At 63.4% G+C, this 12,206-nt stretch carries 13 protein-coding genes; 3 read left to right on the top strand and 10 right to left on the bottom strand.

From position 1 onward, the window contains the following. Positions 1-47: 47 nt before the first annotated feature. Positions 48-821: a FadR/GntR family transcriptional regulator gene (locus tag AC04PT_RS11860; protein ID WP_482873894.1), complete on the top strand. Its 774-nt coding sequence runs from the start codon at positions 48-50 to the stop codon at positions 819-821. 136 nt (positions 822-957) lie between these two features. On the opposite strand, the gene AC04PT_RS11855 is transcribed toward AC04PT_RS11860, so the two are convergent. The 5 genes from AC04PT_RS11855 to AC04PT_RS11835 form a co-directional block, all read right to left on the bottom strand. After that, positions 958-1,527, bottom strand: coding sequence for a F0F1 ATP synthase subunit B (locus AC04PT_RS11855; RefSeq protein ID WP_482873893.1), 570 nt, complete (start codon positions 1,525-1,527; stop codon positions 958-960). 4 nt (positions 1,528-1,531) lie between these two features. After that, positions 1,532-2,068, bottom strand: coding sequence for a F0F1 ATP synthase subunit B' (locus AC04PT_RS11850; protein WP_482873892.1), 537 nt, complete (start codon positions 2,066-2,068; stop codon positions 1,532-1,534). A gap of 87 nt (positions 2,069-2,155) precedes the next feature. Then, a complete protein-coding gene (locus AC04PT_RS11845) occupies positions 2,156-2,380 on the bottom strand; it encodes a F0F1 ATP synthase subunit C (RefSeq protein ID WP_022572950.1) in 225 nt (74 codons plus the stop codon). Positions 2,381-2,452: 72 nt separating this feature from the next. Next, positions 2,453-3,217: a F0F1 ATP synthase subunit A gene (locus tag AC04PT_RS11840; protein WP_482873891.1), complete on the bottom strand. Its 765-nt coding sequence runs from the start codon at positions 3,215-3,217 to the stop codon at positions 2,453-2,455. Next, complete coding sequence (locus AC04PT_RS11835; protein WP_482873890.1) at positions 3,207-3,545, bottom strand: AtpZ/AtpI family protein; 339 nt, start codon at positions 3,543-3,545, stop codon at positions 3,207-3,209. The genes AC04PT_RS11840 and AC04PT_RS11835 overlap by 11 nt, the downstream gene beginning before the upstream one ends. Positions 3,546-3,800: 255 nt before the next feature. Between AC04PT_RS11835 and AC04PT_RS11830 the strand changes: the two genes are divergently transcribed. Then, entirely contained in the window at positions 3,801-4,133 is a 333-nt protein-coding gene (locus AC04PT_RS11830) for an ArsR/SmtB family transcription factor (RefSeq protein WP_482873983.1), read from the top strand. A gap of 53 nt (positions 4,134-4,186) precedes the next feature. Here the strand turns inward: AC04PT_RS11830 and AC04PT_RS11825 are convergent, their stop codons facing one another. Then, positions 4,187-5,368, bottom strand: coding sequence for a lytic murein transglycosylase (locus AC04PT_RS11825; RefSeq protein ID WP_482873889.1), 1,182 nt, complete (start codon positions 5,366-5,368; stop codon positions 4,187-4,189). A 205-nt stretch (positions 5,369-5,573) separates the two neighbouring features. Between AC04PT_RS11825 and AC04PT_RS11820 the strand changes: the two genes are divergently transcribed. Then, positions 5,574-5,957 (top strand): hypothetical protein, encoded by a 384-nt coding sequence (locus AC04PT_RS11820; protein ID WP_482873888.1) that lies wholly within the window; start codon positions 5,574-5,576, stop codon positions 5,955-5,957. On the opposite strand, the gene AC04PT_RS11815 is transcribed toward AC04PT_RS11820, so the two are convergent. The 4 genes from AC04PT_RS11815 to AC04PT_RS11800 form a co-directional block, all read right to left on the bottom strand. Beyond that, a complete protein-coding gene (locus AC04PT_RS11815; RefSeq protein WP_482873887.1) occupies positions 5,921-6,910 on the bottom strand; it encodes a glutathione S-transferase family protein in 990 nt (329 codons plus the stop codon). The genes AC04PT_RS11820 and AC04PT_RS11815 overlap by 37 nt on opposite strands. 129 nt (positions 6,911-7,039) lie before the next feature. After that, positions 7,040-8,218, bottom strand: coding sequence for a MalY/PatB family protein (locus AC04PT_RS11810; RefSeq protein WP_482873886.1), 1,179 nt, complete (start codon positions 8,216-8,218; stop codon positions 7,040-7,042). 131 nt (positions 8,219-8,349) lie between these two features. Continuing rightward, complete coding sequence (gene ptsP / locus AC04PT_RS11805) at positions 8,350-10,596, bottom strand: phosphoenolpyruvate--protein phosphotransferase (RefSeq protein ID WP_482873885.1); 2,247 nt, start codon at positions 10,594-10,596, stop codon at positions 8,350-8,352. A gap of 48 nt (positions 10,597-10,644) precedes the next feature. Beyond that, the gene (locus AC04PT_RS11800; protein ID WP_482873884.1) at positions 10,645-11,883 is read right to left on the bottom strand and encodes an aspartate kinase; all 1,239 of its coding nucleotides are present in this window, start codon (positions 11,881-11,883) and stop codon (positions 10,645-10,647) included. Positions 11,884-12,206 lie beyond the last annotated feature (323 nt).

The raw sequence follows: 12,206 nt of genomic DNA, 5'->3' as shown, positions 1-12,206 counted from the left end.
GCGCCGCCCTGCGGTCATATAAGCTGACCAATTGCCGGAGCCGTCGCATGCCGTTTCACCCCGTCCAGCCCGAAAGGCTTTCGACCGCCGTGACCCGGCAGATCGAGCAATTGATCCTGCGCGGCATCCTGCGCCCGGGCGAGCGTCTGCCCTCCGAACGCGAGCTTTCCGAGCGGCTGAGTGTGTCCCGGCCTTCCCTACGGGAGGCCATTGCCGACCTTCAGGCCAAGGGTCTTCTGGTCAGCCGCGCAGGCGCGGGCATCTATGTGGCCGACGTCCTCGGCTCGGCCTTTTCGCCCGCGCTGATCCAGCTTTTCGCCAGCCACGACGAAGCGGTTTTCGATTACCTATCGTTCCGCCGCGACATGGAAGGCCTCGCCGCCGAGCGCGCCGCCCGGCTGGGCAGCGACACCGACCTGAAGGTGGTGCAGACCATCTTTGACAAGATGGAGGCTGCCCACGCCAAGCGCGATCCCTCGGACGAGGCGGCGCTGGACGCCGAGTTCCACCTGTCGATCATCGAGGCCAGCCACAACGTCATCATGCTGCACATGATGCGTTCGATGTACGACCTGTTGCGCGAAGGCGTGTTCTACAATCGCCAGATCATGTTCAAGCAGCGCCTGACCCGCGCCTCCCTGCTGGACCAGCACCGCCGCATCAACGACGCCCTGCAGGCCCGCAATGGACCGGCGGCCCGCGCTGCCATCGAGGCCCATCTCAGCTTTGTCGAGACCGCCCTGCGCGAAAACGCCCGGCTGGACCGCAACGAGGAATTCGCCCGCCAGCGCTTCGAGCACGAGCAGAACCGCAAAGGCTGAGGTCCGTTCTGCAGGTCGCACGATCTGCCCATGGATCGGTTCAGATCCGTCAACGGATCAGGTCCCGCACGAACGCAAAGCGCCCGGACCGCAAGGGTCCGGGCGTCTGCAATTTCGGCAGGGCAGGACCCTGGTGTCAGTGCAGCTTGGCACCCACTGTGTCGATCGATTCGTCGATCATCCGGCTGCGCTGTTCTGCAGTCATCTGCTCGGCGATCACCTCGCGCGCGGCAGCGACGGCCACCGCGGCGGCACGATCCCGGACCTCGCGCACGGCCGATTTCTGGGCCGAGTCGATCTGGTCCTCGGCGGCCGCCATGCGGCGCGCAATCGAGGTCTCGAGGTCCTTCTTCGCGGAATCGGCCGCAAGACGTGCCTCTTCCTTGGCGTGATCGATGATCCGCCCGGCCTGATCCTTCACCTCCTGCTGCTTGCGCTCGTAAGAGGCCAGCAGCGTCTGGGCTTCCTCGCGGATCGCGCGGGCTTCGTCCAGCTCGCTGCGAATGCCCTCGGCGCGCTTGTCTAGCATGCCGGCGATGATCGACGGCACGTTGAAGTAGATCAGCACCGCGATGAACAGGATGAAGGCCAGCAACACGATGAAATCGGTGTTGTGCAGCGAGAAGAACGGGCCGCTCGCGGCCAGTGCCGGGCTGCCCGCGATCAGGGCGGGGACGGTCAGCGCCACTGTCAGGTAGTTGCGCATGATGTTACCCTTTCACCCGCTGCGAGACAGCCGCGTCGATGGCTTTCTCGTCGGCCTTGCCGCCAAGCGCGTTGACAATCTCGGCCGCGGTTTCGCGTGCCACGACAGCCACATGCTCCAGGGCGGAGGCCCGGATCTCGGCAATCGCCTTTTCCGATTCCGCCGATTTGGCGGCAATCTCGGCATCGGCCTTGTCGGTGGCTTCCTGCAGTTCGGCAGCAATCTCTGCCTTGGCCTCGGCGACGATGGCATGTGCCTCGGTGCGGGCATCCGCCAGCGCCTGATCGTATGCCTTTTCCGCGTCCCCAGCCTGACGCTTCAGGTCTTCGGCCTTGGCCAGGTCATTGGTGATGGTCCCCTGACGTTCCGCCAGAACCGCAGCAATGCGCGGCAGCGCAATGCGGGACAGGACGAAATAGATCACGAGCAGCGTGATCAGGAGCCAGAAAATCTGGTTGCCCCAGTGATCGAAGTTCAGCTGCGGCATGCCCGGAGCTGACTCCACCGCGCCAGTTGCGGCGTCTGTAGTTTCGGTCGCCATGTCGGTCTCCTTGGGAATGTCCGGTTACCGTCGACCGGGCAGGCGGGGCCCGCCCGGCCGAGGCGTAAGGATGGTATTCCGCGAAGCTTAGACGGCGAACATCAGCAGCAGAGCGACCAGGAACGAGAAGATGCCCAGAGCTTCTGCGAAGGCGATGCCGATGAAGAGGGTCGCGGTCTGCGACGCAGCAGCGGAGGGGTTGCGCAGGGCGCCGGCCAGGTAGTTGCCTGCGACGTTGCCCACACCGATTGCGGCAGCGCCGGAACCGATAGCTGCGAGACCTGCGCCGATGTGTGCGAGTTGACCTTCCATGGGTGTATCTCCTTACGATTGGAAGTTGAATTCAGGGGTTGTCCGTAGGGTGCGTGATGTCACGCGCCCGTATTAGTGCGACGGGTGCAGCGCGTCCTTGAGGTAGACACATGTCAGGATGGTGAAGACATAGGCCTGGATGAAGGACACGAGGATTTCGAGACCGTACATTGCGGTGATCGCGACGATCGAGATCGGGCTGACGACGGCGATGGCGGCGAAACCGGCGAAGACCTTGATCACCGCGTGACCGGCCATCAGGTTACCTGCCAGACGGATGGAATGGCTGACCGGGCGCACGAAGTAGGAAATCACCTCGATGATCGCCAGCACTGGGCGCAGCGCCAGCGGCGCCGATTTGACCCAGAACAGTTCAAGGAACTTGCTGCCGTTCTTGACGAAGCCAACCACCGTCACGGTCAGGAACACCGCCAGCGCCAGGACCACTGTGACCGCGAAATGCGACGTGGTGGTGAAGGACATCGGGATCAGCCCGAGGAAGTTGGCCATCACGATGAACATGAACAGGGTCATGATGTAGGGGAAGAAGACGATCGCGTCCTTGCCGGCCACGTCTTCGACCATCTTGTAGACGAAACCATAGGCCAGTTCGCCGATCGACTGGGTGCGCGACGGCACGATGGCGCGGCGCGAGGTGCCCAGCACCATCAGCGCGATAACTGCGACAACCGCCAGCGCCATCCACAGGGTGACGTTGGTGATGGTGAACATGCCGACATCGCCATTGCCGAACAGCGGCTTGACGATGAACTGATCCATCGGGTGGAAAACCAGTCCGCCCTCTTCGGCCCCGTGTTCCGCAACTTCAGTCGCCATTTTTGTCCCTCTCGTCCTTAGCGGCCGTGTCGGCCATCTCTTTGACCTGAAACTCTTTCGCTGTGCGCAGCATCGTCTGCACCCCGGCGGCAAAGCCCAGCAATGTGAAAAGCACCAGAAAAATCGGCAAGGTGCCGAACAGGCTGTCGAGCCCGTATCCGATGCCGAAGCCAATCCCCAGACCGGCAACAAGCTCAATCACCATCCGCCAGCCCATCTGTGCCTGCGAATAATGCTCTTCCTGGTGGGGTTTGGCCTCCTTGCCCTTGAGCTTGGCGATGCGCTCGTCGAGCGCCTCCAACCGTTTGCGATGCTCCGGTGTCGGCAAGCTGTCCCCCGTCGGAAGTGTTGCGATGGTGCTAAGGGCAGGGGGGCGGCAAGTCAAGAACAGGTAAACGCGGCGCGGCGTCAGGTTAAATATCTGATATTGCTAGTTATTGCGAAATTCCTGCGGAAGGCTGACAAACCGTCGCAGGCGTCATTGGGCGCAATCCGGCAGGATCCGCATATTCAACTGAACGGTTGATCTTTGCCACGCCGCCTTGACCGGCGGCAAAGCCGCAGGTACGGCAGGCCGATGACCATGCCCGCCCATCTCGACGCGGTTTTCGCCGCCCTGGCCGATCCGACCCGCCGCGCTATCTTGTCCATGCTGCTCGAGGACGACATGGCGGTCACCGACGTGGCGCATCCCTTCGACATGTCGCTGGCCGCGGTCTCGAAGCATTTGACGATCTTGACCCGCGCCGGGCTGATCAGCCAGGAAAAACGCGGCCGGGTCAAATGGTGCAAGCTGGAGCCCGACGCGCTGCGCGCGGCCAGCGTCTGGATGCAGGGCTTCGGCCAGTTCGAGCCGGTGAACCTTGAAGCCTTCGAACGGTTCCTGGCGCAGGAGTTGCCTGACAGGGAAGCGTAGGATGGGTCGTTACGACCCATCCTACTGAAACGACTGTGTGAAGCCCCAGCGGCTTACAGCCGGTTCAGCAGAGCCCGCGTCGGCCAAGCGTCCGCCGGCATCCCGAGCTCTTTTTGAACCTCCTGCACCGCGTTGCGCGTGCCGGCGCCGAGAATGCCGTCGATGTCACCGACATCATAGCCCTTGGCCTGCAACTTGCGCTGCAGCTGCTTCATTTCGTCACCCGACAAGCCCGGTTCCGGATTGCCGGCGTCGAACACCTGCGAGCCTTCCAGCCGGTTGGCGAAATAGGCCGCGGTCAGCACGTAGACGAAGCTCTTGTTCCACTCGAAATAGACGTTGAAGTTCGGGTACGCGAAGAACGCAGGCCCCTTGTGCCCCTGCGGCAAGATCAGCGCCGCGGGCAGATCGGCGGGCTGGCCCCCACGCACACGCACACCCAGCGCCTGCCACTCGGACACCGAACGCGGCTGGTCGACCCCGGTCAGCCCCCAGTCAAGATCAGAGGGCACCACGACCTCCTGCAGCCACGGCTCGTTCGGCCGCCAGCCCAGGTCACGCAGCATGTTCGCACCCGACAGCAGCGCGTCGGGCGCCGAGGTCTTGAGGCTCACCTTGCCGTCGCCGTCGCCGTCGATGCCGTTGGTCAGGATATCCTCGGGCAGCATCTGCACCATCCCGATCTCGCCGGCCCAGGCGCCGGTCGTCCGCGTCGGATCGAAGTTGCCCTTCTCGTATAGTTCCAGCGCCGCGAAGACCTGCGGCCGGAAAAGCTCGGGCCGCCGACAATCATGCGACAGGGTCACCAGTGCATTCATCGTGTTGAAATCGCCCTGCACCTGGCCGTAGTCGGTTTCGAAGGCCCAGAACGCCAGCAGCACGCCGGGCGATACGCCAAACTCCTGCTCGACCCGGTCGAACACGCTGTCATAGCGCCGCGCCATGGCACGGCCGTTGTCGATGCGGTTCTGGCTGATCAGCCGGCGTGCGAAATCGACAAACGGGATCTGGAACACGCCTTGCCGCTTGTCGGCCCGCAGCACCGAAGCATCCTGACGGGCTGAGCGAAAGAAGCTGTCGACCGATGCTTGATCGTGCCCCTTGGCCACCGCCTCGGCCTTGAGGTCCGAGACGAACTGCGAAAAGGACCCGCCGCAGGGCGTGTCCTGCGCCGCGACAGGGGAGGCGAGCACTGCAAGACAGGCAATAGTGGCAAACCGGAGCGAAAAAACCATGAAGGAACCTCAGGATGATGACTTCGTTCGGCGGCAACCTAGCACGGGGCAAAGGCTTAACAAGCGGCATGACGAAAGCTTCATCCTGCTCTCGAAGAGGTAAAGTGACGTTACGTTAAGAGAATGTTAACAATTACCCATCAATGTCTTAAGCGGGGTGACGATACCGAGACCCGCTGCTCCGCACGTCATCGGAAAAATATCTATGCATGTTCTGATCGTCGAATCCAATTCCGGGCTGGGAATGATATGGGCCCGCCATCTTGAACGCTTCGGGATTCGCGTCATGCTTGCCGAAACGCAGGCCAAGGCCATCCAGGCCCTGACCGACACCCAGTTCGAGGTGATTGTCCTCGACCTCGTGATCGACGCTGGCGGCGCGGCGCTGGCCGTGGCGGATTTCGCTTGCTACCGCCAGCCCAAGGCGCGGGTGATCTTCGTCACCAATACCAGGTTCTTCTCGGACGGATCGATCTTTCAATATTGCGTCAACGCCGCCGCATTGGTTCCCAGCACCACCCCACCAGAGGACTTGGCGGCGCTGATCGAACATCACGCAGCCAGTGGAAACGCCTTGTCGCGCGCGTGAGGGGCATCAAAGTTGGGGTCCGGCCCGATCGGCACGATCCGGTGTGGATTGATGCTTTCCATACTGTAGTGATAATGCCGCCGGACGTGATCCAAGCGCACCGTGCCCGCCACGCCCGGAACCTGGAAAAGCTCACGCGTGTAGGCCCACATGTTCGGGTAATCCACCAGCCGCCGCCGGTTGCATTTGAAATGGCCGTGGTAGACGTGATCGAACCGCACCAACGTTGTAAAGAGCCTCCAGTCGGCCTCGGTCAGTCGGGAACCCATAAGATAGCGTTGCCGCGACAGGCGCTGTTCCAACCAGTCCAGCGTATCGAACAGCGGATGGACGGCAGCGTCATAAGCCTCTTGCGTGCGGGCGAACCCGGCCTTGTAGACGCCGTTGTTGACGGTGTCGTATACGCGTTTGTTGACCTCCTCGATGTCGTTGCGCAGCGCCTCGGGCCAGTAGTCTTCGGTGTGGCCGGTGATCCCGTCGAAGGCGCTGTTGAACATGCGGATGATCTCGGCGCTTTCGTTTGACACGATGGTGCGCGTGACCTTGTCCCAGAGCACCGGCACGGTCACGCGCGTGGTCACGGTCCGGTCGGACTTGGTATAGATGTCGCGCAAGAAGGGCAGGTCATAAAGCCTGTCGCCGGTGGCGCCGTCGAATTCGCGGTCAAAGGTCCAGCCGTTGTCCAGCAGGTCGGGATGCACCACCGAGACACCGATGTGATCTTCAAGCCCCTTCAGCGCGCGGAAGATCAGCGTGCGATGCGCCCAGGGGCAAGCATAGCTGACATAAAGGTGGTAGCGGCCACTTTCGGCCGGAAAGCCCGCTTCACCGGTTGGACCGGCAGCGCCGTCGGCGGTGACCCAGTTGCGAAAGCTGGTTTCGCCGCGCTTGAAAGCGCCATCGGATGACTGCTGCTCTTTTTTATGCCATTCGCCGTCAACAAGACGTCCCATGCGTGTTCTCCTCTGTTGCGCCAGAAGATAGCGCTGGCGACGTGCCGAAACACCGGCATCGCCGCGCAGGTCTTGCGCATTGACGAACAGGCGGGGAGGACGATCGCGGGTCAGTCCTGCGACGGCGGTCTATTGCAGGTCCGCAAAGGCCGCCTGCATCCGCGATATGGCCTCTTGGATGCGTGGCCGCGGTGTGGCGAAATTGAACCGCAGGAAATTGTCGCCACCGTAGCCGAAGGTCGGCCCGTGGCTTACCGCAATGCGGGCATCACGTTCGACCCGGTGCAGCAGCGCATCGTGATCGATCCCGGTGCCCTCAAAATCCACCCAGGCCAGGTAGGTCGCCTCCAGCGGCATCGACCGTACGCCGGGAATGGCGTTCAGACCTTCATCCAGAAGCTTCCGATTGCCGTCGAGATAGGCGATGAGGCCTTCCAGCCAGGCCACGCCGTCCGGCGAATAGGCAGCCTCGATCATGTGCATGCCGAAGGCATTGCCCGATATGCCCAAGGCCTTGAGCCTTCCCGCATAGCGCGCCCGCAACCTATCGTCGGGGATGATGGCGTGGCCGATGTGCGCACCGGCGATGTTGAAGGTCTTGGTGGTCGCCCCCAAGACGATCAGCCGATCGCGCACGGACGGATCGGCCACATCCATGGTCACGAACTCGGCGCCGGGAAAGACGAGGTCCTGATGGATCTCGTCAGAGACGAGGATCAGGTCATGCCGGCGGCAGAACTCGGCCACCGCCTTCAGCTCATCCCGCGTCCAGACCCGGCCGCCGGGGTTGTGGGGAGAGCACAGCAGCATTACCTTCTCGTGCCCGTTCATGCGCGTGTCCCAAGTCTCGAAGTCCATTTCGTAGCGCCCGTCCCGCTGCGCCAAGGGCAGTTCGACCGCCTGACGACCGCTGGCGCGGATCACCCGTCCGAAGGCGTGGTAGACCGGTGCCATCACCGCGATGCCGTCACCGGGCTGCGAAAAGGCATCGATTACCATTGCCACGCCGTTGACCACACCCGGAGTGTAGTGAATCCAGCGGTTCTCGATTCCCCAGCCATGACGCTCGCGCATCCACCACGCAACGGCAGTATCGGTTGCCGAGGCGTCGCCGAAATAGCCGTAAACACCGTGCGCCGTCATCTCTTCCAGCTTGGCCTGCACCGCGGCGGGGGGGCGGAAATCCATGTCGGCCACCCACATCGCGAGACCGTCGTTGGGCGAGACACCGTAGTTGGCCTCCATGCTGTCCCACTTCGAGCAATGGGTTCCGCGGCGGTCGATGATCTCGTCGAAGTCGAAGGACATGAATTGGCGCTCCTTGGTGGTTCGCCCGGACGCTATCGCGTGGCGCGGTGGATGCAAGACCTCTGCGATCCTCCGCACCGCCGTCCCGGACCTGAATCCGGGATCGCTCGTGACGGCCTGCGCCGTGGCCCTCAGCCACTCTGCTTGCGCAGGTACTCCATAACCTCGGGCCGGACCGTCTCGGCCCCGCTTGCGCGCGCTTCGTCAATCACCGTGCGCAACTCGTCCAGGTCGATGCGCCGCAGCAGGTGCTTCACCGGCCCGATCGAGGCAGGCCGCATGGACAGCGAGCGCAACCCCATCGCCGCAAGGCAGACGGCCTCGATCGGTCGGCCGGCGTCTTCGCCGCAGAAGCTGACATCGGTGCCGGTCGCGGCGCACCGGTTCAGGATCATCTCGAGGAATGTCAGGAAACTGGTGTTCAGCGTGTCATAGCGCCGGCGCACCCGCTCGTTCTCGCGGTCGGCGGCGAAGAAGAACTGCTTCAGGTCGTTGCCACCGATCGACAGGAACTGCACCGACTTGAAGAAGGCATCGGGCGCATAGGCCAGCGACGGCGTCTCCAGCATGGCGCCGACCTCGAGCTTGCGGGGAAGGGGGTGGCCAAGGATGCTCTCACGCTCGAGCGCCTTGGCCATTTCGGCCCGCGCCTTCAGGTATTCGCTGTATTGCGCGATGAAGGGGAACATCACCGTCAGCGGCCGGCCGTTCGCTGCCCGCAAAAGCGCCTGCAACTGCATCCGCATCACGCCGGGCCGGTCCAGCGCCACCCGGATCGCGCGCCAGCCCAACGCCGGGTTTGGCTCGTCGTTGGGTTTCATGTAGGGCAGCACCTTGTCCGACCCGATGTCGAGCGTGCGGAACACCACGCGCTTGCCCTTGGCTGCATCCAGCACGCCGGAATATATCCGCGCAAGCTCGGTCCGTTTCGGCATCTGGTTGCGGATCAGGAACTGCAGCTCGGTCCGGAACAGCCCCACTCCCTCGGCGCCCGAGCCTTCCAGCGACGGCAGGTCCGCCATCAGACCCGCGTTCATGTGCAACGCAATCACCTTGCCGCAGAGCGTCTCCGCCGGCTTGTCGCGCAGCGACACGTAACGCTCCTGCGCCTTAGAGATCATCGCGATCTTGTCGCGGAACGCCGTCACCACGGTGTCGTCTGGCCGCAGATGAACCACGCCCTGATCGCCATCCACCATCAGGTGATTGCCGTTCAGCGCCTCGGTGGTGATGCGGTTTGCCTGGATCACGAGCGGAATCGCCAGCGCCCGCGCGACAATTGCGGCGTGCGACCCGACCGAGCCTTCTTCGAGCACGACACCCTTCAGCTTCCGGCCATATTCCAGCAGCTCGCCGGGGCCGATGTTGCGGGCAATCAGGATCGGATCTTCGGGCATCTCGGCGCCGGTGGCGCTGCCTTGCCCGGTCAGGATTCGCAGCAGGCGGTTCGACAGGTCGTCGAGGTCGTGCAGCCGCTCGCGCAGATAGGCGTCAGGCACCTGGGACAGCCGCGACCGCGCCGTGGATTGCTCTTTCTCGACAGCAGCCTCGGCCGAGAGCCCGCGCGAGATGTCCTCTTCCATCCGCCGCATCCAGCTGCGCGAATTGGCGAACATCCGGTAGGCTTCCAGAACCTCCATCTGCTCCTTGTCGCCGCCGCGCGCGCCGGCCAGCAGCTGGTCGACACCGACGCGCAACTGGTCGACGGCCTCGTGCAGGCGCTCAAGCTCGCGGTGCGGATCCTCGGCAATCGGGTTGGTGACGACGACGCGCGGCTCGTGCAGCCAGACATGGCCCTCGGCGGCGCCCTCCTGCCCGGTGATGCCGCGGATCAGAATCGGCTGGGTGTGCCGCGCGGTCAGCGCCGCGCCTTCGCCGACGAAGACACCAAGTTCGGTCATCTCCGCCAACACCATTGCCACCACTTCCAGCGCATAGACCTCGTCAGCGGTGAATTCGCGCGCCTCTTTCGACTGCAGCACCAACACGCCCAGCATCTCGCCCAGACGCTGGATCGGCACGCCGAGGAAGCTCGAGTAAATCTCCTCGCCGGTTTCCTTCATGTAGCGGAACCCCGGCGCCTGAGGCGCATTGGCGGTGTTGACGATGGCGCCGGCACGGGCGACGCGGCCAACCAGACCCTCGCCGATGCGCATACGGGTCTGGTGCACGGCTTCCGGCTTGAGGCCTTCGGTGGCACACAATTCGAGCGTTTCGACATCACGGAACAGATAGATCGAGCACACCTCGGTGCCCATGGAATCGGCGGTCAGGTGCACGATCCGGTCAAGGCGTTCCTGACCGGCGGCTTCTTCGGCCATAAGGCCCCGCAGCCGCTTGAGCAGCTTGCGGCTTTCGCTTTCAGTCCCGTCCGGCATTCACCCCCCGAAACGCCCAGACGCACCCTGTCGCAGGGTCGCGATCCGTCAGGCGGCCTTTTCCAGTTCGAACGCATCATGCAGGGCCTGCACGGCGAGTTCCATATATTTCCGGTCGATCAGAACAGAAATCTTTATCTCTGAGGTTGTAATGACCTTGATGTTGATACCCTCATCCGAGAGTACCTTGAACATCTTCGCGGCCACGCCGGCGTGGCTGCGCATACCGATGCCCACGACCGAGACCTTGGCGACCCCGGTGTCGGCGACAATGTCGTGATAGTTGATCGCGCCCGAGGTCTTGGCGTCCTCCATTGCCTTTTCCGCCCGTTTCACCTGATCGGTGGGGCACGAAAAGGTCATGTCGGTGCGGCCTTCCTCGGCGATGTTCTGCACGATCATGTCGACGTTCACGCCGGCCTCGGACAGCGGGCCGAAGATGGCGGCGGCGATGCCGGGGCGGTCGGCGACCGAGATCAGGGTCATCTTGGCTTCATCACGCGAATAGGCCACGCCGGAGACAACATTCAGTTCCATGATTTCCTCCTCGTCGCAGACCAGCGTGCCGGCCTCGTCCGATTGTTCCTCGAAGCTGGACAGCACCCGCAGCTTCACATTGTAACGCATCGCCAGCTCGACAGAGCGGGTTTGCAGCACCTTGGCGCCCAGCGACGCCAATTCGAGCATTTCCTCGAAGGCGATCTTGTCCAGCTTGCGGGCGTTTTCGCAGATCCGCGGATCGGTGGTGTAGATGCCGTCGACGTCGGTGTAGATGTCGCAGCGCTCGGCCCCGAAGGCGGCGGCGAAGGCCACGGCGGTGGTGTCGCTGCCGCCGCGGCCCAGCGTGGTGATGCGCCCGTCCGGGCCGATGCCCTGAAAGCCCGCGACCACGGCGACCTGCATGCCTTCGCCGAACTTGGCGTTAATGTTGTCGGTGGGGATCTCGACGATGCGGGCGGCGGCATGGGCGTTGGTGGTCTTCAGCGGCACCTGCCAGCCCTGCCAGCTGCGCGCCGGCACGTCCATCTCCTGCAAGGTCAGCGCCATCAGCCCGGCGGTGACGTTCTCTCCGCTCGACACCACGGCGTCGTATTCGCGGGCGTCGAACAGCGGCGAGGTCTCGTTGACATAGCCCACCAGCTTGTTGGTCTCGCCCGACATGGCCGAGACGATGACGATCACGTCATAGCCCTTGGCCACCTCCACGCCGACCCGTTTGGCGGCACGGCGGATGCGGTCGAGCGTGGCGACGGAAGTGCCACCAAATTTCATCACCAGTAAGGGCATGGCGTCGTCCTGCCAGAATAGTTCTGGCGCGGTTTACGCGAGGTTGCGGGCAAAGGGCAAGTGGCAGGTTGCCGTGCGGAGGATGTGAAAGAGATGTCCGGGCCGTCGCAAGGCTGCACGTTCCCTCGCGTTGCCGACCTCCCTCCGGGGAGGCGATATGGTGAGGGATGCGCGACGGTCCGAGTACGACGGTGACTGAGCGATAAAGTGCCCTGCACCACGTCGGTTCGCCTCCCCGAGGTCGGCAGCTGCGCGGCTCAGCGTTGCGTTGGTCAGGGGCACACCCTATGACACCACGCACCCAATGCCGCCTTGCCAACCTC

The organism is Litorisediminivivens sp. KMU-197 (assembly GCF_056858395.1).
The sequence above is the reverse complement of the archived record's forward strand: the minus strand, read 5'-3'. Positions and strand labels throughout refer to the sequence as shown.